Source organism: Streptomyces broussonetiae (genome assembly GCF_009796285.1).
GTDB classification, from domain to species: domain Bacteria; phylum Actinomycetota; class Actinomycetes; order Streptomycetales; family Streptomycetaceae; genus Streptomyces; species Streptomyces broussonetiae.
Genome location: NZ_CP047020.1, coordinates 7,681,421 through 7,703,327, shown reverse-complemented (window position 1 = coordinate 7,703,327; position 21,907 = coordinate 7,681,421). Strand labels below are relative to the sequence as shown.

The 21,907-nt window shown below is 70.2% G+C and carries 18 protein-coding genes and 1 pseudogene; 11 read left to right on the top strand and 8 right to left on the bottom strand.

Features of this window, described 5'->3' with window-relative positions; genetic code table 11:
• Positions 1–217 precede the first annotated feature (217 nt).
• Complete coding sequence (locus tag GQF42_RS35350) at positions 218–916, top strand: hypothetical protein (RefSeq protein WP_158926768.1); 699 nt, start codon at positions 218–220, stop codon at positions 914–916.
• Positions 917–954: 38 nt separating this feature from the next.
• Here the strand turns inward: GQF42_RS35350 and GQF42_RS35345 are convergent, their stop codons facing one another.
• From GQF42_RS35345 to GQF42_RS35335, 3 genes are all read right to left on the bottom strand, one after another.
• A complete protein-coding gene (locus GQF42_RS35345) occupies positions 955–2,241 on the bottom strand; it encodes an IS256 family transposase (RefSeq protein ID WP_373300785.1) in 1,287 nt (428 codons plus the stop codon).
• Positions 2,242–2,575: 334 nt separating this feature from the next.
• Positions 2,576–3,553 carry a TRM11 family SAM-dependent methyltransferase gene (locus GQF42_RS35340; protein WP_158926766.1) on the bottom strand — a complete coding sequence of 326 codons (978 nt, stop codon included), beginning with the start codon at positions 3,551–3,553 and terminating at the stop codon, positions 2,576–2,578.
• 24 nt (positions 3,554–3,577) lie between these two features.
• A complete protein-coding gene (locus GQF42_RS35335) occupies positions 3,578–4,234 on the bottom strand; it encodes a hypothetical protein (RefSeq protein ID WP_158926764.1) in 657 nt (218 codons plus the stop codon).
• 467 nt (positions 4,235–4,701) lie between these two features.
• Here GQF42_RS35335 and GQF42_RS35330 point away from each other — a divergent pair, with 467 nt between their 5' ends.
• The 10 genes from GQF42_RS35330 to GQF42_RS35285 all read left to right on the top strand — a co-directional run bounded on the left by GQF42_RS35330 (position 4,702) and on the right by GQF42_RS35285 (position 17,519).
• The gene (locus GQF42_RS35330; protein ID WP_158926762.1) at positions 4,702–5,490 is read left to right on the top strand and encodes a hypothetical protein; all 789 of its coding nucleotides are present in this window, start codon (positions 4,702–4,704) and stop codon (positions 5,488–5,490) included.
• Positions 5,491–5,831: 341 nt separating this feature from the next.
• Positions 5,832–6,209, top strand: coding sequence for a pilin (locus GQF42_RS35325; protein WP_158926760.1), 378 nt, complete (start codon positions 5,832–5,834; stop codon positions 6,207–6,209).
• A 365-nt stretch (positions 6,210–6,574) separates the two neighbouring features.
• Positions 6,575–8,197 carry a hypothetical protein gene (locus GQF42_RS35320; protein WP_158926758.1) on the top strand — a complete coding sequence of 541 codons (1,623 nt, stop codon included), beginning with the start codon at positions 6,575–6,577 and terminating at the stop codon, positions 8,195–8,197.
• Positions 8,198–8,202: 5 nt separating this feature from the next.
• Positions 8,203–9,156: a PrgI family protein gene (locus tag GQF42_RS35315; protein WP_158926756.1), complete on the top strand. Its 954-nt coding sequence runs from the start codon at positions 8,203–8,205 to the stop codon at positions 9,154–9,156.
• A 44-nt stretch (positions 9,157–9,200) separates the two neighbouring features.
• Positions 9,201–11,000, top strand: coding sequence for a VirB4 family type IV secretion system protein (locus tag GQF42_RS35310; protein WP_158930946.1), 1,800 nt, complete (start codon positions 9,201–9,203; stop codon positions 10,998–11,000).
• Positions 10,997–13,402 (top strand): type IV secretory system conjugative DNA transfer family protein, encoded by a 2,406-nt coding sequence (locus GQF42_RS35305; protein WP_158926754.1) that lies wholly within the window; start codon positions 10,997–10,999, stop codon positions 13,400–13,402. Before GQF42_RS35310 ends, GQF42_RS35305 begins: the two co-directional genes overlap by 4 nt.
• Positions 13,403–13,450: 48 nt before the next feature.
• Positions 13,451–14,440, top strand: a complete 990-nt coding sequence (locus GQF42_RS35300) for a replication-relaxation family protein (RefSeq protein WP_158926752.1) — start codon at positions 13,451–13,453, stop codon at positions 14,438–14,440.
• Positions 14,437–15,375, top strand: a complete 939-nt coding sequence (locus GQF42_RS35295; protein ID WP_158926750.1) for a C40 family peptidase — start codon at positions 14,437–14,439, stop codon at positions 15,373–15,375. The genes GQF42_RS35300 and GQF42_RS35295 overlap by 4 nt, the downstream gene beginning before the upstream one ends.
• The gene (locus tag GQF42_RS35290) at positions 15,372–16,259 is read left to right on the top strand and encodes an extensin (protein WP_158926748.1); all 888 of its coding nucleotides are present in this window, start codon (positions 15,372–15,374) and stop codon (positions 16,257–16,259) included. The genes GQF42_RS35295 and GQF42_RS35290 overlap by 4 nt, the downstream gene beginning before the upstream one ends.
• Before the next feature lie 381 nt (positions 16,260–16,640).
• The gene (locus tag GQF42_RS35285; protein ID WP_158926746.1) at positions 16,641–17,519 is read left to right on the top strand and encodes a hypothetical protein; all 879 of its coding nucleotides are present in this window, start codon (positions 16,641–16,643) and stop codon (positions 17,517–17,519) included.
• A gap of 283 nt (positions 17,520–17,802) precedes the next feature.
• On the opposite strand, the gene GQF42_RS47780 is transcribed toward GQF42_RS35285, so the two are convergent.
• From GQF42_RS47780 to GQF42_RS35260, 5 genes and pseudogenes are all read right to left on the bottom strand, one after another.
• A complete protein-coding gene (locus GQF42_RS47780) occupies positions 17,803–18,153 on the bottom strand; it encodes a protein NO VEIN domain-containing protein (protein WP_158926744.1) in 351 nt (116 codons plus the stop codon).
• 220 nt (positions 18,154–18,373) lie between these two features.
• Complete coding sequence (istB, locus tag GQF42_RS35275) at positions 18,374–19,171, bottom strand: IS21-like element helper ATPase IstB (protein WP_158917305.1); 798 nt, start codon at positions 19,169–19,171, stop codon at positions 18,374–18,376.
• A pseudogene (istA, locus tag GQF42_RS35270) lies at positions 19,171–20,418 on the bottom strand (IS21 family transposase). Before istA ends, istB begins: the two are co-directional and overlap by 1 nt.
• Before the next feature lie 178 nt (positions 20,419–20,596).
• Positions 20,597–21,079, bottom strand: coding sequence for a hypothetical protein (locus GQF42_RS35265; RefSeq protein WP_158926742.1), 483 nt, complete (start codon positions 21,077–21,079; stop codon positions 20,597–20,599).
• A 262-nt stretch (positions 21,080–21,341) separates the two neighbouring features.
• Positions 21,342–21,818: a hypothetical protein gene (locus GQF42_RS35260; RefSeq protein ID WP_158926740.1), complete on the bottom strand. Its 477-nt coding sequence runs from the start codon at positions 21,816–21,818 to the stop codon at positions 21,342–21,344.
• Positions 21,819–21,907: the final 89 nt, after the last annotated feature.

Sequence of the window (21,907 nt, the reverse complement as noted above, 5' to 3'; positions counted from 1 at the left end):
AGGTAGGGACGCTTGACTACATGCCCGCTTGCGAGCGTCCATGGTCGCGGCCGACGCGCCAAGCGGGATCACGGAGACCACCGCGATTCCCATGCCTCGGTCTGTCTGTCCGGAACACTCGCGATGCGCACGCGCCGGCGACATCAGCGGCCCACAAGGGCCGCGCCCCGGCCGGGGACCTCACTCCTCAAGCCCTTCGGGAAGCGAGGCCCTCTTCATGTCCGACACCACGATCAGCGACCGATTGGCGGGGCTGTCCCCCGCTGTCCTCCACGTCTATACCCAACTCGTCGCCTTCACCGACCCAGCCACCGTCGATGACATCGCCCAAGCCGCCGACACCGCCCGCTCCAGCACCTTCAAGTCCCTCGTGGACCTCGAGAAGCGAAGTCTCGCCTACCGCAACCGGGGCATCAAGAACGGTCCCGATCGCCATCCCGACCTGTGGCACGCCGTCCACACCGCCGCGGCCCCGACGTTCGAGCAACCCGGCGCTCGTGAGGAACCCGTTGCGCAGGCAATCGCCGCGCCCCAGGCGGCTGCGCCAGCGCCGGAAAGCAGCCACCTGTTGAGGGACCTGCACGAGTCCACCGTCCATGGCACCGACGAGAAGTCCGACACGTCGGCATCGAAGCGGGCCGCCTCGTCCGCTCCACCACCTGCCCGGTGTTCCGCAGCCCTCCAGCCGAAAGACGTCACCACCGCGACCGCCTCGCCCGGTGGAGGCAGGCGCCTTGCCCGTGGAGCCCTCCGGCAGCTCGTCCTCGACCACCTCAACGCCTACCCCGGTGAGTCCTTCACCGCCACGAGGATCAGCCGTGTGATCGACCGCTCGTCCGGTGCCGTCGCCAATGCGCTCGTCACCCTGTCCATGCAGGGCCTCATCGAGCAGGTCGCCGATCGCCCGCGCACCTAGGGTCTGTCCAGCCAACGGTGTAACTCGGGTGATGTGAGTTATCGGCGGCCGACGGAGAGTCGGCCGTCGAAGGCGATGTCGAATGCCTGCAGGGCGGGCTTCCAACGCATGGTCCAGCGTTTGCGTCCCTGGCCGGTGGGGTCGAGGCTCATGATGGCCATGTAGACGCATTTGAGGGCTGCGGCCTCGTTCGGGAAGTGCCCGCGGGCCCGGACGGCTTTTCGTATGCGAGCGTTGACCGACTCGATAGCGTTGGTGGTGCAGACGACACGGCGGATCTCGGTGTCGAACTGCAGGAAGGGCACGAACTCTGCCCAGGCGTTCTCCCAAAGGCGCACGATCGCCGGGTACTTGGCGCCCCACTCCTCCTGGAACTCCAGGAACCGGTCCTCCGCCGCGCTCGCAGTGGGAGCCGTGTAGACCGGCTTGAGCGCGCGGGAGATCTTGTCCCAGTCCTGGCGGCCCGCGTAGCGGAACGACGCCCGGATCAGGTGGACGACACAGGTCTGGGTCACCGCCTGGGGCCAGACCGCCGAGATCGAGTCGGGCAGGCCCTTGAGCCCGTCACAGACGACCATGCACACATCCTCGACACCGCGGTTCTTGATCTCGGTCAGGACCTGGAGCCAGTATTTGGCGCCTTCGCCGCCGTCGCCGGCCCACAGGCCGAGAATGTCGCGCGTGCCGTCCACCGTGACGGCGAGTGCGACGTAGATGGGCCGGTTCGCCACCTGCCCATCTCGCACCTTGACGTGCACGCAGTCGATGAAGATCACTGGATAGACCGGGTCCAGCGGCCGGTTCTGCCATTCGGCCATCCCGTCCATGACCTTGTCGGTGATGGTCGAGATGGTCTGCTTGGACACGCTCGCGCCATAGACCTCGGCCAGGTGGGCGGAGATGTCACCGTGCGTCAGACCACGCGCGGACAGCGACAGGACCATCTCGTCGACGCCGGTCAGCCGCCTCTGCCGCTTCTTGACGATCTGCGGCTCGAAGCTGCCGTCGCGGTCACGCGGCACCGTGATCTCCACCGGCCCCACGTCGGTCAGAACGGTCTTGGACCGGGCCCCGTTGCGGCTGTTGCCGCTGCCGGCACCGGCCGGGTCGTGCTTCTCGTAGCCGAGGTGGTCGGTGATCTCGCCTTCCAGGGCGGACTCCAGCACGCGCTTGGTCAATTGCTGCAGCAGCCCGCCGTCGCCGGTCAGCTGCAGGCCGCTCGCGCGGGCCCGGTCGACCAGCTGCCCGATCAACTGGTCATCCAGCAGGTCCGCCGGCGACTCGGCCGGCCGGACCTCTTCAACCGCCTCAACAGAGACAGTCACGTCGCTCATCAGGTGCTACTTCCATGATCGGGAGTTACACCGAAGACCGTACAGACCCCGCACCTATCGCGCGGCGGCCCAGGAGCCGACTGCATAGTCCGGCAGCGAGCCGAGGCCTGCCGTGCCGGTTCCAGTCTGAGTGAGGAATCGGCACGGCAGCTTCCGTCATCAGCCTTCAGTGAAGCCACACTTGGCGGCCGTACAGGTCCGGCCATCCGGCAGGTGTGGTGGTCAAGCTGACCCGGAAGGTGTTGGGGCCTGACGAACCATCGGTTGCTGTGCAGCAAGAGTGGCTCAACCAGTTCTGCATGTCGTGGTCTGTCCGTCAGATGGGTCAGCGGCGGCCACAATCTGCTTGCGTTCTGTGGGTACGGGGTCGGCAAACGCCTTCGGTGGCGTGTGTCCGGGTCGTTCGGCTAGCGCACCGTGGCCTGCTCAACGTCAGCGCACCGTCGCCCGCTCTGGTCGGGCTGACCGCCTTGGTGAAGATGAGGATGTCCTCATGCTGGATCACCGCGAGCGGAATGCCCTGGCGGCGGGCATCGCGCACGTTCTTCATCTGAAAGAACGACGGTCGGGTGATCAGACGGCCGTCGCGGATGCCCGCGAGGAGGGCCACGCAGCGTTCGGTGGGAGTCAGGCCGGCGGCCTTCCCGGCGGCCAGGGCTGCCGACGGCAAGTCGATGAGTTCGCCGCGTTCGCGCCACGGACGGGTGGTGATCACGACAGTGCCGCCGGGCCTGAGCATCAAGCGGCACTGGGCGAGGATCTCGGTGAAGGCGTCCAGGAGCCGGTCGGTGGAGACGTGGGCGAGGTTGGAGGGGTCGTGGCTGTAGCGGTAGTCCTTCTTGACCACGCCGCGTTCGCCGGTCTCGCGGGTGGAGCGGACCTGCCCGTGCACGGAGCTTCCGTACGGCGGCGACGTGAGAACGAGGTCCACCTGGCCGTGGAGGGCGGCGGGAATGAGCTGGGTGAGTTTTCGGGCGTCGCCGCAGTGCACGGCGCCGGCGCTGGTGCCGTCCTCTCGGGTGGCGGAGGCGGCGTTGCGGCGTGCGAGGTCGGCCCACTTGGGTTCGTACTCGATGCCGAGGGCGCTGCGGTGGAGGTGGATGGCCTCCACGAGGGTGGTGCCGATGCCGCACATCGGGTCGAGGACGAGGTCGCCGGGGCGGGTGTACGTGGAGATGGCGTGGGCGGCGATCCGCGGGAGCATCTTGGCGGGGTGAGCAGCTGAGCCGGGCACATAGCGGCCCTTGCGCTGAGCCGGGGCGGAGGTGGGAGCGGTGTTCCACACCGAGAGGGGGAAGGACACGGTGGTATCTCCTCTTTCCCGTGTCTAGGCGTGGCGGATCGCGGACAGGGCGATCAGGTCGCAGTGCGCGACTCCGCGGGAGATGTCCGCAGGAAGGACGGGTTCGAGGTGGTCGCCGACCGGGCGGGCGTAGGCGACGACGATGTGCTGGAGGTAGCGGAAGCCGGCGGTGCGAGCGGAAGCGATCAGTGTCCCCAGCGGGTCGATGAGGTGTCCGGCCTCCCGGCGCTGGCGGGTGGCCAGCAGCAGAAGTCCGTAGTCGGGAAGGAGTCGGTGGGCGCGGTGGAAGAAGCCGGGCCAACCGTCCTCCAGTGCGCCGGGCATCCCGCTTTGGCCGGACCGCAGATCGTCGGTCGAAGGGGGGAGGGTGTCGGGGTGGAGTTCGGCGAGCAGGAGGGAGAGTTTCTTCGCTCCGTCCTGGTCGTCGGCCGGGGTCGTGAAGGGGGTGGTGGGGATGCGGGCGTCCATGCCCGGTGACATGTCCCGGATCGCGATCTTGAGGAGCGGGGCGGGCCGGTCGGCGGGGCGACCGACGAAGTCGGTGCGGATCTGGTCGAGGGCCCAGGCGGGCAGTACCGCGCCCGGGATGGGAGCAGCGTTGGGCTCGTCCGGGGCGGGGAGCCACACCGTCGACGGCAGCAGGTGGGCGGTACGACGGCGGCGAGAGGTGGGGTTCGGCATGGGCTGAGCGGCGCCCGGGGTGAGGGTCCGGCCGTGCTCGTGCTGACGTGGGTAATAGAGACTCGCTGGTCGATCTTCGCCATCGCCTCATAGGTGTTCGATCTCCTTGGCAGTCGCTCCGCGTGCGAGGCGGGCGCCGCGGCCTTTCCTCGCCGGGTGTGGCGTTGACGCAGGTCACCTTGCGGGCGAGCCAGTCGCGTGCCAGCTGCGAGCCACTACCGAACCACCGAAGGTGAGCCCCATGACGGCGATGGGATCGAGGGCGAAAAATTCTGTGTTCGAATTGCGCTGCTCTGGCTGAGGCGTCGTTCCAGTCCATCGCAGGAGTGGCGGATCCGGGCCGTCGCACATGCCGGTCCATTCGACCGGTGGTGACGCGGCACTGGCGTGTGGGTGGGCCGGCGGTGACACGGGGGCCTGGGAGGGGTGGCGGCGGAAGTCGTCCACACCGTCACGGGAGATGCACCATGCACCACCGCCACCCCCATCCCCCCACCGCCGCCCGCCCGCAGAGCACTCTTCGTTCCCCGCTCGGAGAGCTGGAACAGACATTCCTCGTCCTCGCCCACGCCGCCGAGCCCCTCACCTTCCCCGCACACCTGGTCTGCGACGAACCCGACCGCGCGGCCTGGCCGGTCGACCGGATCCGCACTCACCTCGCCCACCCCTCCACCCGCGCCGACCTGCGCGAGCAGACCTGGCGCGAGGTGGTCCGGCGCGCCCGCGACCTCGGCGAACCGTGGGATGTGGTCGCCGTGGCCATGACCGTGCCGGTGCTGCGCCGGATGCTCGCCCGCCTCGCCCGCCCCGTCCACCTGGAGCGTGCCGAGGTCGAACAGGAGGCACTGGCCGCCGTCGCCACGGCCCTGCACACGGTCGACCCCGGCATGGAGCGTCTGGACCGGGAACTGTTCAGCGCCGCCGACCGCGCCGTGCACCGACTCGTGTACGCAGCACGCCGCCACGCCACCCGCGAAACCGGCGCGAATACCGTTCCGCTCGACCACCTGTGCTCCACTTCCCGGGCAGATCACGGTGAGCCGGTGCACGAGCTGACGGTGCTGGACCGAGCCGTACAGGCACGGGTTGTCGACGTGGCGGAGGCGCGCCTGATCGCCCGTACCCGCCTCGACGGGGAACCCATGAGCCGACTCGCGGCCGAGCGCGGGGTGAGCGTGCGTCAGCTCTACCGCCACCGCAGCGCCGCCGAGCAGCACCTGGCCGCATATCTGCGACGCCAGGTCGAGAACCTGTAGAGCGCCCGACTGGGTGATCTCCCGACGGCTGGATGTCAATTCCAGCCAAAAGCCTCCCTATTCACGAGTGACGGCGGCCCAGCCCGGCTTCGGACGAAGCCGCCGGCTCCGCTCCGGAGCGGCGGCCGACGCCTCGGGCAGGGCGCCGCACGGCGCGCGGTGAGCACGACCGTCTCGTGCTGACACCCGAGAAACCCGTTCCGTGGCACCTCGAAGGAGGCCGGCCCCGGGTCCAGGGTTCTGCTCACCGCGCGCCTGCCTCTCTCACTCCCCCCGGGCGCTCCCGCTCCTGCACCCGGTTTCCGTCCTGTCCGGCTGCGTGCCCTTGGAGGTTTGCTGCCATGCTCGCAAGGTTCCGTCGGCCGTACCGGCCGGTGGTCCGGTCGCTCGGCCGGTGGTTCTTCCGGCTGGGGTTCCTCGCGGCCTGCACCGCTTCGGTGCTGCTGGCGGATCCGCCCTACGTATGGGCGGTCGCGGACATCCCGACCGTCATCACGAATCTACGGAACTGGATCATTGGCACCCTCGCCGGGCTCGCCACCCTGTTCCTGACCTTCGGCGGGCTGCGCTACCTGATGGCCGGCGGTGATCCCGGCGAAGTAGAGGCCGCCAAACGGGGGTTGAAGGCCGCGGCGATCGGCTACGGGCTGGCGATCCTGGCCCCGGTGATCGTGACGGTGCTGCAGGGCATCGTCGGTGCGGGCGGGGGCAAGCGGTGATGCGCACCAGGCGTCTTGGCCGTGTCCTGCCGCTGCTGTTCCTGGCTGCTCTCGTCGTGGTTCCGCTTGCCCAGGCGGACTCCGCGGACGCCGTGAGTACGGTTGCCTTCGCCCCGGCAGCCCCGGATCCGCCTCAGCCCGAACCGCAGCCCGCGCCCGGCCCCGAAGCGTCTTCGCCTGCGCCTGAGCCCGGACCAAGGCCGGATCCCACGCCCGGCGCCACGCCTTCTCCCGGCCGTCCCGCGCCGAAGCCAGAACGGCCGGCCTCCCCCGAGCCGACGCCAGGGGCCAGCCCTTCGGCGTGCGAGGCCGCAGGCGTCGGATGCGACAAGGCGACCGGCTGGGGCTTCCTCGACATCCCCGGCATGATCATGAACGCGATCACCTCGTTCCTCGGCACGCTGATCGAGCAGCTCATGAAGCCGGCCCGCGAGTTCCTCGCCGACACCCTGCTGGCCACCCCCGATGTCACCAAGCACGCCGACATCAAACGGCTGTGGACCTGGATGCTGAGTATCACCGCCGGGATCTACGTGCTGTTCGTGACAGCGGGCGGCATCACGGTGATGGGCTACGAGACCGTCCAGAACCGCTACGCCCTGCAGCAGATCGCCCCGCGCCTGCTGATGGGGATGGTCGCGGCGGCCGCCTCACTGACCGTGATGGGCAAGGCGATCAGCCTGTCCAATGCCCTCGCCCACGCGATCATGGCCACCGACATGGCGGACGCCGGGCAGGGCATGGTTGAACGCGTCCTGCCCTTCGCGTTGTTCGGCGCCCCGGGCCTGCAGCTGTACCTGCTCATCCTGGCGATCGTGACCACGGCGCTGGTACTCGCGGTGCTGATCGGCTTTATGGTCCGCGTCGCGGTGATGGCGCTCCTGGCCGCCTTTGCGCCCCTGATGCTGGCCTGTCACGCCCATCCCCTGACCGATCCGGTCGCCCGCCTGTGGTGGCGCGGCCTTGCCGGATGCCTGACCATCCAGGTCACCCAGTCGATGACGTTCATCCTCGCTTTGAAGCTGTTCTTCGCACCCGGCGCCACCGCCCTCGGCATCCCCAAATCCGACCAGCTGGGCACGATGCTCGCCGGGGTGGCCCTGTTCTGGGCACTGTTCAAGATTCCCGGCTGGACGCTGCAGGTCGTCCTGCGCGGCACCCCCGTGCACCATCCGCACGCACCCACCGGGCTGCGGATACTCAAACACCTGGCGATGTACCGGCTCATGGACCACTACCTGCCGGGCATGAACCTGCTGCGTCGCCGTCCCGGCGGTGGTGGGGGCGCCGGATCTCCTCTTGGCCGTGGCAGACCCGGAGGTGGCGGAGGTGGCCGTCCGGGACGGGGCAGGGGCGGGCCCCGTGGGAGCCGACCGCCCGCCGCGGGATCCGGGCACGGAGATATGCGAGGCCGGGGCAGGGCCCTGCTGGACCGTAGCCGTACGGTCCTCTCCCGTCCCGTTGGCCACCGGGGAGCATCGGGTCACTCCTCCCCCGGTGCACCAGCCGGGACCGGCACGGCCCGCGCCGGCGGCGCAGGTGCGCATCCGGTCCCCGCCGCAGCCGTCGCTCCTGGCGCCGTTCCCCGACCGGGCCGGGCTCCCCAGCGCCGCGGTCCCAGGGCGGCTTCTGCCGTCCGTACACCGAGAGGTCCCCGCACGGTGCTCCACCCCGCCCAGGCTCGCCAGACCCGACAACTAGCCCTGCCCGTCGCCGCCCCGCGCACCCCCACTCGACCGCCGAGGCCCACCCAGCTGTGGCTGCCGATCCACGCCGAGCGCGCCCCGGCACCGACCCCCGCGGCCCGCACTGCGCCCGCTGCGTCTGCGCCAGTGGCCCGCACCGTTCCCGCGCCACCGCCGGCGGTTCGGCCGGCCCGCGCGGCCCAAGGGCGCCAACTGGCCCTACCTGTTCCTGCCCGCCGCGTCCGCGTGCGGCCGCCGCACCCGATGCAGCTGCGCCTGCCCCTCGAACCACCACGGAGGTAACCCGCATGCATCCATCCGATGAGGCGGCACACGCCCCGTACACCACCACCCGCATTCCCGCCGACATCTCCCGCCCCGACCGCCTTCTGGGGCCTTTCACCGCCCGGCAGACGGCCATCCTCACTGTCGCGGCTCTCGTGCTGTACGGCGGCTGGTGGGCCACACGCCCCTTCATGACGCCGCTCGCATACGTGGTCCTCGTCATCCCGATCGCTGGGGCAGTAGCCGCCCTCGCAGTCGGCCGCCGAGAGGGAATCGGTCTCGACCGCTTCCTGCTCTGCGCGCTCGCCCACGCCCGCGCCCCGAAACGCCAAGTACACGCCCCCGAAGGAGTACCACCCCTACCAACCGTCGTTCCTGGCCGCTGGGCCGCAGCCGCAGGTCCGTCTCCGGCCGCGATGCGCATGCCCCATGGCGGCATCACCGCTGAAGGAGTGCTCGACCTGCACCTTGAGGGCAAGGCGGCCCTGGCCTCGTGCTCCACGGTCAACTTCGAACTGCGCTCGGCGGCCGAGCAGCAGAGCCTGACCGCCGCGTTCGCACGCTGGCTCAACTCCCTGACCGGGCCCACCCAGCTGCTGGTGCGCTGCCAACGCATCGACCTCACCCCACTCTCCGACACCCTGCAGCACGACGCCGCCGCGCTCCCGCACCCCGCGCTGGAACGCGCCGCCCGCGCACACGCCGACTTCCTCGCCGACCTCGCCACCGGCGGCAACCTGCTCGGCCGGCAGATCGTGCTGGTCACCCGCGAAGAAGCCACGGCACCGGGCACGCGACGTCACGCGGGCGAAGGGCGGGTCCGTCAGCGCGTGGCTGAGGCTGCCCACGCGTTGACCGCCGCGGAGATCACCGTCACGCCGCTGGACGCCGAGCAAAGCGCCAAGTTGGTCCGTGCCGCCTGCAACCCCGATACCCCCACCCCGCCCGAGGGCGGATCGGAAGGTGAGCTTGTATGACCCGGCTTCGCATCCGTACCCGGAACATTGCTGCCGGGGCGCCGATGGTTGACGGCGCCCACCTGCTGGATGTGGCGGGTCCCGAGGCAATTGAGGTGCGCGCGCGGGCCCTGGCCATCGGCGCGCACGTGGCCACCACACTGGTGGTCACCGGCTACCCGGCCGAGGTCACCCCCGGCTGGCTCGCCCCGCTGCTGAACTTCCCCGGCCACCTGGACATCGCCCTGCACATCGAGCCCGTACCCAACGCCGTCGCCGCTGCCGGGCTGAAGAAACAGCGCGCGCGCCTGGAGTCCGGCCGCCGCGCCGGCTTCGACAAGGGCCACCTGGACGATCCCGAGGTGGAGGCCGCCGCCGCAGATGCCGCCGATCTCGCCTATCGCATCGCCCGGGGCGAAGGAAAGCTCTTCCACGTCGCCTTCTACCTGACCGTGCACGCCCCAGACGAGGAGAGCCTGGCCGAGCAGGCCGCCGCAGTCCGGGCGGTCGCCGAGTCCCTGCTCATGACCATCGCTCCCACCACCTACCGGGCCCTGCCCGGCTGGCTCGCGACCCTCCCCCTGGGCATCGACACGCTCAAGATCCGCCGTACCTTTGACACCGCCGCGCTCGCCGCCTGCTTCCCCTTCACCAGCCCAGATCTGCCGATCACCACCGACGAGGACGGAATCGCATCCGGGGTGCTCTACGGGCTCAACGCGGTCTCCGGCGCCCCGGTGCTGTGGGACCGCTTCGCGCAGGACAACTACAACTCCATCACTCTGGCCCGCTCCGGCGCCGGCAAGTCCTATCTGACCAAACTGGAACTGCTCCGGCTGCTGTTCACGGGCGTGACGGCCTCGATCATCGACCCGGAGGACGAGTACGTCCGCCTCGCCGAAACCGTCGGCGGGCACGTCATCGCGCTCGGCGCCAACGGCGTACGCCTCAACCCCTTCGACCTCCCGGCAGCACCGGACGGCAGCGAGGACGTCCTGACGCGGCGCGTGCTGTTCCTGCACACCTTCCTCGCCGTCCTGCTGAGCAGCGAACTGACCGCGGCCGAGAAGGCAGTCCTGGACCGCGCCATTCTCGCCACATACACCCGCGCCGGGATCACCGCAGACCCCCGCACCTGGCAGCGCACCCCGCCGACCCTCGTCGACCTCGCCACCATCCTGGCTGAGGACGGAAGCGAAGCGGCATTTGATCTCGCCGACCGGCTGACTCCATTCACCACCGGCTCGCACGCACGGCTGTTCAACGGCCACAGCACCGCATCCACCACCGGGCATCTCGTGGTGTTCGCCCTGCGTCAGCTGCCCGAAGAGGTCAAGGCGCCGGCCATGCTGCTCGCGCTGGACGCGATCTGGCGGCAGGTCACTCACCGCACGCCACCGGGCCGGCACCTGGTCGTGGTGGACGAGGCATGGCTGCTGATGCGTGACGGCGCGGGTGCCGGCTTCCTGTTCCGCATGGCCAAGGCCGCCCGTAAACGCTGGACCGGCCTTGCGCTGGTGACCCAGGACGCTGATGACGTCCTCGCCTCCCCGCTCGGGCGTGCCATCGTCTCCAACGCGGCCACCCAGATCCTGCTCCGCCAGGCCCCGCAAGCCATCGAGGTGATCAGCGACAACTTCCATCTCTGCCACGGCGAGAGGGAGTTCCTGCTCTCCGCGACCCGCGGCGAGGCCCTACTGCTGACCGGGGACCGCCGCCACAAGGTGGCGCTGATCAGCGTCGCGGCACCGGGCGAGCACGAAGTGATCACGACGGATCCGGGCGAACTCGCATCCCGATATCTGGCAGACGAGGATCCCGATACCGATGACGCCTCCGGTGACGAGGCGGGATGGGAGTCATGACGGCGCGCCTCCCCCACGCCTCCCCGACGCCGGGTGGGCCCTTGGTGGACTTCCTTACTGACCCAGGCGGTTTCTGGACCACGAACAGTGGCCACGGCGTCGGCTGGCTCGCAGTCCACGCTCCCGTCCTCGCTCCGTGCGTGGCTGTCGCCGTGGCCGGCGGCTCGACGGTGAGGTATCACCTGCGCCTGTGGCACGAGCGGCGTCTCGCCCAGGGCGCACGCTGCGTGGAGGTCCTCGCGCCGCCCACGGTCGCTCCCCGAGGGGGTGAAGTTCTGTGGGCCCAGCTCGCCGGTCTCCTGCGCCCCTGGTGGCGCCGGATCACCACCGGCCAGCCGCACCTCGCCTTCGAATACACCTGGTCCCACACCGGGCTGTGCATCCGGCTGTGGCTGCCCGACACCGTGCCACTGGGTCTGGTACGCCGCGCCGTCGAGGCCGCCTGGCCCGGCGCCCACACCCGCATCGCCGGGCCCGCCCCGCTCCTCCCGCCCGGCCACACGGTGACCGCCGGTCGGCTGCGCTCCGCCCGTCCTGACGTGATGCCGCTGCGCACCGACCATGCCACGGACCCGCTTCGGGCGCTGCTCCAGGCCGCCACCGGCATGGGCGAAGACGAGACCGCGTGCGTGCAGATCCTGGCCCGCCCCGCCACCGGCAGCGCATTGCGCAGAGCCCGCCGCCAGGCCCGGAGACTGAAAGCCGGACACACGCCCGCCCGGCCACTCGCCCTCGCCGCACTCCTCCTCCACCGCGCCCAGCCCCCCGCCACCGGCAAACAGGACCCCGAACACGGCGCCACCGTACGGCAAACGGCCACGAAGCTCTCCGGCCCGCAGTGGCAGTGCGTCCTCACCTACGCCGCCACCTGCTCGACCAAGGTGGAGCGTGCGGAGGATGTGGCGCGCGGCCGGGCCCACGCGCTCGCCTCGGCCTTCGGCCTGTACGCCGACCGCAACTACCTCACGCGCACCCGCCTGCGCCACCCCGAGCCGCATCTGAGCAGCCGCTGTTTCCCGTTCGCGCGGCCAGCGCTGCTGTCGGTCCCGGAACTCGCCGCTCTGGCCCACCTGCCCGCCGATGCGGACGCACCCGGCCTCCAGCGGGCCGGTGCCCGCTCCGTTCTGCCCCCGCCCAGCATTCCCGAACCCTCGCCCGGTAACGGGGTCAAGCCCCTCGGCCTCGCCGACACTGGTGCCCGCCGCGGCGTCGGACTCGCGGTCGCCGACGCCCGCCACCACCTCCATGTCATGGGCGCGACGGGCTCCGGCAAGTCCACCCTCATCGCCAACCTCGTCCTCGACGACGTGTGCAACCACCGTGGCGTCATCGTCATCGACCCCAAGGGCGACCTGGTCACCGACCTCCTGGACCGCCTCCCGGACACCTGCGCCGACCGGCTGGTCCTCATCGACCCCGACGACCCTCACACCCCGCCCTGTCTGAACGTGCTCGACGGTGCGGACATCGACGTCGTCGTCGACAACATCACCGGCATCTTCCGCCGGATCTTCACTGCGTTCTGGGGGCCGCGCACCGACGACGTCATGCGCGCCGCGTGCCTCACGCTGCTCAAGCACCGCGAGCGCACCCGCCAGCTGGTCACCCTCGCCGACGTGCCCCGTCTTTTGGGTGAGTCCGCCTACCGGCTGCGGATCATCCCCGCCCTCAAGGATCCCGTCCTGCGGGGCTTCTGGGACTGGTACGAGTCGATGTCCGAGCCCTCCCGAGCGGCCGTGGTCGGCCCGGTGATGAACAAGCTGCGGGCCTTTCTGCTGCGCGACTTCGCCCGCCGCGCCATCGCCGCCGGCCCCTCCACCTTCGACCTCGCCGGCGTCCTCGACGGCGGCATCCTGCTCGCCCGCCTACCCAAGGGAGCGATCGGCGAGGAGACTGCCCGGCTCCTGGGCTCGTTCATCGTCGCCGGCACCTGGCAGGCCGCCGCCGCCCGCGCCCGCACACCTGAGCACGCCCGGATCGACGCCACGCTCAGCATCGACGAGGCGCACAACTTCCTGACCCTGCCGTACCCGCTGGAAGACATGCTCGCCGAGGCACGCGGCTACCGCCTGTCCATGCTGCTGGCCCACCAACACCTCGCCCAGCTCCCCCGCGACCTGCGCGAAGGCATCTCCGCCAACGCCCGCAACAAGATCTTCTTCAACGCCTCCCCCGAAGACGCAGGCGCCCTCGAACGGCACACGCTCCCGACGGTAGCCGCGCACGACCTCGCCCACCTCGGCCCCTACCAGGCCGCCGCCCACCTGCTCACCCGCGGCGCCGAATCCGCCGCGTTCACCCTCACCACCCGCCCCCTGCCACCCCCGATGCCCGGCCGGGCCAAGGACCTGCGGGCGGCAGCCGGCGGGCGCACCGGCCCGCGCCCGGCCACACGCCCCTGATCCACACCCTCACTCCTGTTCTCCGTCTCCTTCCGGTGGTGATCTGTCATGTCCGCACTGCCCCGCCCCGCCGTGGGCCCCGGCTCCCGTTACACCGCCCGTACCGCCACCACGCGTCCACGCCCGGTCCGGCACACCGACGTCGCCGCGCTCTCCCGCACCCTCACCGCCCGCGACCTCTGGCTGACACGGATGCTCCACGAACACCGTGTCCTGACCACCCACCAGATCGCCGCACTCGCCTACACCTCCTTGCGCTCCGCCCAGCGCCGCCTGCGCACCCTGCACCAGCACGCCGTGCTCGACTCCTTCCGTCCCCTGACCCAGACCGGCTCCGCCCCCGAGCACTACACTCTCGGTCCCGCCGGCGCCGCCGTCCTCGCCGCCCACGCCGGCTGCGACCTCGCCGGCCTCGGCTGGCGCCCCAGCCACACCGGCCGCATCGCCTACTCCCCCTCCCTCGGCCACGACCTCGGCGTCAACGAACTCCTCACCCACCTCGCCGCCCACGGCCGCACCACCCCGGAAACCGGCCTCCCGCTCTGGCTGTCCGAACGCTCCTGCGCCCGCCGCTGGGGCGACCTCGTCCGTCCCGACGCCTACGCGCACTGGCGCGACGGCAAGCACCTGCTGCCGTTCTTCCTCGAATACGACACCGGCAGCCAGACCCTCGCACGCGTCGAGGCCAAACTCGTCGGCTACGCCGCCTTCGCCACGACAGCCGGCGCCCGGCCGGCCCTGCTCATCCACACCCGCACCGCCACCCGCGACCAAGGGCTGCGGCGCCGACTCACCACCCCCGCACGGGAACTGGGCCTGCACGTCGCGACCTCGTCCACAGACTTCACCACCACCGAGCCCTGGGGCCCCTGGTGGAGCCCGCTCGGTCCCGGAGACACCCGCCGCACCACCCTCACCAACCTCGCTGCCCGCTGGCCGGGCACCGGTCCGGCTGCCGAACTGGAACCGACCGACGCCGACACCGCCCTCACCCTCCCGGTGCCCCCGCTCCCACCGGCACCCGAGGCAGCGGCGTGAGTTCCCTGTTCGCCAAGACCGCCACAGGCGTCGGCTGCGCGGTCCTGGCCCTGCCGATGCTGCCCGCTCTCGCCATCGCCGCCCTGCTGGGCGGTCTGTCCTCCGGCGGCAGCGTGGCAGCCTCACCGAGCAAACAGGCGCTGGCGGACATCCCCGCATACATGCTCGCCCTCTACCAGCGCGCCGCCCCCGAGTGCCCGGGCCTGTCCTGGACGATCCTCGCCGCGATCGGCAAGGTCGAGACCGACCACGCCCGCAACCCGGGCATGGTCTCCTCGGCAGGCGCCGTCGGACCGATGCAGTTCCTGCCGTCCACCTTCCAGGCATACGCCAACCCGGTGCCGGCGGGTGGCAAGAAGCCACTCACGCCGTGGGACCCGGTCGACGCCGTCTATGCCGCCGCCCGGCTGCTGTGCGCCAACGGCGCGAAGAACGGCAAAAACCTGCGGCACGCCATCTGGAGTTACAACCACTCCGACGCCTACGTGAACCAGGTCCTCAACATCGCCCGCAGATACGAGGCCGCAGCCCCCACCCCAACAGAAGCTGCCGCCAAGGCGATTACCTTCGCCCGCGCCCAGCTCGGCGCCCCCTACGTATGGGGAGGAGACGGCCCAGCCGACGGTGGTTTCGACTGCTCCGGCCTGACCCAGGCCGCCTACCATGCCGCCAGCATCAGCATCCCACGCGTCGCACAAGGCCAGTACGACGCCGGCCCCCGTCTTCCCCAGGGCACGCAACTACTCCCGGGCGACCTGCTGTTCTTCGGCAACAGCCCCCGCGCCATCACCCACGTCGCCCTCTACACCGGCGCCGGGCAGGCCATCGACGCCCCACACCCCGGAGCCGTCGTACGCCAAGGCCCCGCCCGCACCGACTCCCCCACCTTTCAAGGCGCGACACGGCCTTCACTGCGAAGAAGCGAGGCCCGGTGAAGCAGATCGCGGCCCGCGAAGCCGTCGGCCTGCTACGCACCATGACCTGGGTCCTGTGCGCGGTCGGACTCCTCGCCCTGGTCTTCACCACCGTCAACGTCACCCGCTTCGCCACGAGCCGGAACGTCCCGCTGCCCATCGCCATCCTCCTCGACCCGATGATCGGCACGGCCCTGGCCGGAGTCCTGTACGTGGACGCGCGCCTGGCCTCCTGGGGGATCCGCCCGCCGGCCTGGTCGACCGCTCTGCGCTGGAGTGCCGGATGCACCGCCGCTCTCATGAACTCCTGGGAGAGCCTGTGGCCCGACGGACAGATCGGCTTACCCCACCAGGCCGATCCGGCAGCCGTCCTCCTGCACCTGACCCCGGCTCTGCTCCTGATCGCCCTGACCGAAACGATCGCCGCCTACCGACGGACCGTCACCGACCTCATGGACCGGATCACGAGTGCCGATCCGCCCGAGCAGCAGTGCCTGCCCACCCGCAGCACATCCCGATCGCGCCCTGACAGCACCGATCCCGGCAAGAGCCGTCCCGAGGCGCCGACCGTCTCGCACCCAAGGAACCGAACCAGCTCCTCACCCGCCTCAGCCAACACCGCTGCCGCCGCGGAAACCGCTCATGCCCAGCCCCACACGGGCGACGACACGCGCCATCATCCCCTGCTGGCACCCGGTCCCCCACGAACCGATGACACGGCACCAGACGCCGATGTGTGGCCACGAGCCGTCGCGCTGCACGATGCTTCCCTCGCCACCACAGGGAAGCCCGTCAGCGTCTGGCGGCTGCGCACCGATCTGCGCATCGGGCCACGGCGCGCCAGACAGATCCGCGAGCAGCTCCTGTCCCGCGATCGCAATCCACCGCACCCCTCCGTCAATTGAGCCGCCGACCCGTCACCCGATCCGTCGCGGCCCCGCACCGATCGGTTCCGACGGAGGGTGATGTTCGGTTGCCCCGCTCCCCGATCGGCACACGGCTGACGCATCGCACCCGTCCAACGGTCGTAACACCTCTCTGAGCTGGTCCGATCCGAAGTGATCGGCCCGCTTGACTTCCCGCCGGAGCAGAGCGTCCATGGTCGTGGCCGACCACGCTCGGCGGGACCACGGACAATCCGTGAACCCGCCCACGCCACGGCCACGTCCGCACGGGAGACACGCGATGCGCACGCGCCCGGCGAACATCCACGACCCGCACCCACGCGGTTTCGCCCCCGGCCGGGGACCTCTCCCACCCGACATCGACAGAGTCGAGGTTCCCTCATGTCCGACACCACCAACGACACACGCATGCTGCACCCGGTACCCGACCCCGATCCGCTGGCCCGTCTGGCCGGCGCCCCCGCCGTCGTCTTCGGTCATTTGATCACCCACCCCAGTGACGAGGGGGCCACGGCCGCCGAACTCGCCCTCGCCACCAGCCTGGGCCGCTCCACCGCCGGCAAGGCCCTGGTCACCCTGGAGGAACACGGCCTGGCCATCCGCACCCCGGGCGGCCACGACGGCCCGCACCGCATCCCCGACCGCTGGCACGCCACGCGCGTTGCCGAGACCAGCAGCGGCGACGACTCGTGCACGTCGGAGCCCACGCCCACCGCCCCTGAGCCCTCCACCACCAACACATCTGAGTCAGAACCCGGCCACACGGGCGACGAGAGCACCCCGGCCGACGCAACCGCAACCGGCGGCGACGACACGAGCCCCGACGACGGGACGAGCGCAGCCGATGCATCGGTAACCCACACACCACAGGACAACACACACCAGAACGACCCGCAGCCCAAGGCCGTCTCCGGGAACCACGCCGACCCACACCACGACGAAATCGACGGCTCCGCAGCCAAGAACGCCCCTGCCCCACCCGCAAGCCCCGAACAGCCCTCGCCCGCACCGGCGATGGCGGCCATCCAATCGGGTTCGAAGAAACGGCTCGCGCCCGGAGCGCTCCGCCAGATGGTCATCGACCACCTGCAGGCGCATCCCGGTGAGGCATTCACCGCCACCAAGATCAGCCGTGTGATCGAGAGGTCCTCGGGAGCCATCGCCAACACCCTGATCAGCCTGGTCCAGCAGGGCATCGCCGAGCAGACGAGCGACCGGCCGCGCACCTACCGCATGGCGACGCCGGACAGCAACGCGTAATCGCCCGACAGCAGCGAACCGGGCTGGTTCCCACAGGGTGGGAACCAGCCCGGTTGGCTCTGTGCAGCAAGTTCGGGCTCCCCGACGGCGAATCGGGAGTGAGGTCTTCCGCTGGAGACGTGGTCGCCCCCACTGATCGCATCCTCCGGACAGCCTGGAGCTACGACCGGGATGGCCCAGCAAGGCAATACATGCGTTGCATCGGCTCGCCGCTCTGATCGCGACGTCGACGGCGTCCGCTCGGATGCGCCGCGCTTGTGCATCGCCCTCTGAAAGCCGCTGGTCAGGGCCAGCACACGGCATCATCCATGGCATTAGGAGGTAGGTTAGGGAGACCGATCTGCTCCCCCAAGGCGAGCATGTCCCTCGGCATCGTGTGCCATACGCCTTCGTCGCTCACCCCGCGGGACTGGCCTTCCGGCAGATCCCGAGCGGGAGTGATTAGCTCCCATGGCAGCCGGCGCGGCTCCCGAACCACGACCAGGACCGGTGTCGTCCGGCAGTCCAGTACGACGTAGAGCCACCAGTGCGGCCCGAGGTCAAGCATTGCCTCCCGCTGCCGGTCAAGGAGCGAAACCGATGTGCTGCGCCCGCCCCTGCCCTTTACCTCGATCAATCGGGGCGATGCTGCCATCCGGTTCACGCGACACGAGGTCGCACGTGAAGCTGCGGGCGCCAGGGTGAAGCCCTTCAATCCACTCACTGACTTCCCCGATGAGTCCCGCAGGCCAGCCACCACCGACGTCGGTGACCGTGCGGCCTTCTAATCGCTCGTAACGGATGTCGGCGGTCTTCGAAAGCTGACCCGGTGCTCGACTCCGAAGATGGACCCCCGCTGCGTCAGTTGATGTTGGTCATTCCCCGGTGTTGGCCGCGGGAACCCGTCCGAGGTCGCGGCCGCGCATGCGGTAGCTGTCGCCCTTCAACGAGATGACCTCTGCGTGGTGGACGAGGCGGTCGATCATCGCGGCGGCAACCGTGTCGTCGCCGAATACCTCGCCCCAGCGTCCGAAGGGCTTGTTGCTGGTCACGATTACGGAGGCGCGTTCGTAGCGGCCGGAGATGAACTGGAAGAACAGGTTCGCGGCCTCGGGTTCGAAGGGGATGTATCCGACCTCGTCGACCACGATCAGGGGGATCCGCCCGAGCCGGGTGAGTTCGTCGCTCAGGCGGCCGGCTTGATGGGCGTCGGCGAGGCGGGCGACCCACTGGGCGGCGGTGGCGAAGGCGACCCGGTGGCCAGCCTGGCAGGCCCGGATCCCGAGCCCGGTGGCGAGGTGGGTCTTGCCGGTGCCGGGCGGCCCCAGAAAGATCACGTTCTCCTTCCCGACGACGAAGTCCAGCGTCCCGAGATGGGCGATGACCTCGCGTTTCACGGACCGCTGGTGATCGAAGTCGAAGTCCTCCAGCGACTTGCGGGAGGGGAAACGGGCCGCCCGGATGCGTCCCTCGGCGCCGTGACTGTCGCGGGCGGCGACCTCCCGCTGCAGGCAGGCGGCCAGATACTCCTCATGACTCCAGCCCTCATCCCGGGCCCGATCGGCCAGCCGCACGGCTGCGTCCCGCAATGCTGGGGCCTTCAACGCCTTGGTGAGATAGGCCAGTTCGGAGGAGACGTCGCGGGCTTTCGAGGTCTGCTTGCTGGTGGCCATCAGGCGACTCCCTCGCCCGTGCTCAGGCCGCCGTCGATGACGCCGAAGATCCGGTCGTAGGTGTCGAGCGGTCGCTGTTCGACGTCGAGCTGGTCGGCTGCGACCGGCTGCTGCCGGGCCCGTTCGCGGCCGGCCTTCGCGGCGGCCGCGTGGGAGGGGTCGGTGAGGGACTGGTGGCGGGCCCAGCAGCGGGCATGCCGGGCGACTTCGGTGCCCTCGCAGAAGGCCAGGACCTGGTCCAGGTCGGCCTTCACCTCGATGCGGCGGCCGATCGCCAGGGGATGGATGGAGTAGTCGTTGGTGTCGATGCGGACGTAGTGGTCGCGTGGCAGTCGGAGCGATGTTCGCCACCAGCCCGGTGGATCGACCGGCGGCAGCGACAGCATCCTGGCCTTGTCCGTCTCGACCCGGTCGGCCGGGCGGGCCTGCAGGGTGCGGTGGATGCGCCGGTTGGCCTTGGTCAGCCAGTCGGCGAGCTGGATGTTGAAGTCGGTCGGCGAGGCGAAGATGCGGCCGGGCAGGAAGCTGGTTTCCAGATAGCCGTTGGCCCGCTCGACCAGACCCTTGGCCTCCGGGTCGCCCGGCCTGCACTGGATGATGCGGATGCCCAGCAGTCCGGCGAACGCTGCGAAGTCTTCGGTGAGTTGGGGCCGTCCGCCCCGCCAGGAACCCACGGCGGCTTCGTTGTCCCAGACGAGCGCCTTGGGCACCGCCCCGAGCCCGGTCAACAGCCGCCAGTGCCCGGCAATCAGGTCGGCCGCGGTCTTCGTCGGCAGCATCCTGGCCGTGATCCAGCGCGAGTAGCCGGCCACCATCACCAGCACCGGCGGGCTGCCGGTCTGCCCGAACCCGAGCGGGATCTCTGCCGGCGGGAACCACAAGTCGCACTGGGCCAGCTCGCCCGGCTCATAGCCGGTCCGCGAGACCGGGTCCGCCGCCTGATAGACCGGCCGCAGTTCCCGCACCCGCCGCCGGACCACCGCATAGGAGCGACTCCAGCCGATCCGTTCGGCAATCACCGTCGCGGGCATCTCCGGGAACCGCTACAGCAGCTCGCGGATCTGCGGCTCGACCGCATCGACGATCGAGCCCTTCGGCTCCCGCTGATACTTCGGCGCTGCCTCGCTCTTCAGGGCCCGCCGCACCGTGTTCCGCGAGATTCCCAGATGCCTCGCGATCGCCCGGATCGGCATCTGCTCGGCCCGGTGCAACCGGCGGATCTCCGCCCAGTCCTCCACGTCGATCACCCTTCCTCCCGGCCTGACTCAACGAGTCAGACCACTGGAGGGGGTCAACATTCAAAGTCGGAGAGTGGTCCCCTTTTCGAAGTCCACCGACAAACGGATCGCCAACTCAACGGCAGTACGCTCGGGCAGGTTCACGACCAGACGCCCCCTTGTGTCCCCCGCAGCGCCAGTTCCCGGATTACTCGGAGGGCTGCGGCCCCATCCGGCGGGCCATCCGTGCCGCCTGCTCCGGGGTCACCAGTTGCACCCTGCGGCGGAACATCCCCTTGATCACGAAGAAGCCCGAGAACTTCCCGTGCGGGCCGATCTCCCGGCACTCGTACAGGCCGTTCCCCCGGAGCGGCCATCCGTAAGGCTGGTTGCTGCTGCGGCTGAGGAATGTGCGCGCGTACACGTACTTCTCGTTCGTGCCCCGAATCTTGGCCACCCAGCCGAATGAAATGTGGCAGATGAGTCGGTGCGGCGTGATGGACACTTCCGGGAACACCGCGGCGGGGTCGGCAGTAGCGATGTCGATCGGGATGTCGAGAGCCGCTGTGGATGCGGTTTTCTGCTCGGGAGTGGCATGGCGCCTGCAAACGCCGGGGTGAGGGCCGATGCCGTACCACTCCATCAGGGGGTTTCCGCACGGGTTGCCCTTCAGCGTCGTGCACTTGTTCATGCGCTTACCCCGGCTTCTCGTGGCCCCCGGCCGCTCTTACACAGAACAGCGGCAGCGTAGACCGTCTGCGCCCATGCGCCGTAGCAGCCATCGGCTAGGACTTGGGTTCCCGGTGCCGGGCTGACCTGTCGATCAGGCGTCGGGCAGGCTGGCATGTCCGGAGGGTTGCTCCGGGCGGCGGTGCCCCGGACGCGGCTCTTGTGGATGAGGTGGTCGGTCATGGCAGCGGGGGGTCCTTTCCCACCAGGTGGGTTGTGCGGTGTCAGAGGGCCTCGCCGTAGCGGCAGGGGCTGGTGTGCCCTTCGTCGACGCCGAAGGTGTCCGGCACCGTGTCCGGCTGTGGGGTGTCGCCGGGTGTGAGCGGCGGGCGGGCAAGGTGAGTGCCGAGGTCGGCGAGGTGCCGGACCAGGGCGAGCGGGACTTGGCCGGAGCATTCGGGGCAAGGGCCCAGGAGTTCGAATGCTTCGTCGTCGTAGATCGGAAAACGAGCGAGGAAGACGTACTTCTCGTTCGTCTCGGGGCAAGTGGCGGTGGCCAGCACGGGTTCGCCTGGAGTGGTGCGGCGGCGCAGCCAGTCCGGCTCGGTGGTGACCTGGTCCAGGCCGAGCCCGAGGGCGGCGGCCAGGCGTACGGCGATGCGGGCGTGCTCCTCGCCCCGGTAGGGGCCGTGCGGGCTGACGATGGTGTTGCGGTGGATGAACACGGCGGCGGCGTGGGCGCGTTCGGCAAGCGACGTCATGACGGTTGTGGTCTCCTTCGCGGTCGTAGCAGGTTGATGTGCTGCCGGGGTGCCGCCCCGGGGTGCGACCGGGGCGGCACTGTCCGGTC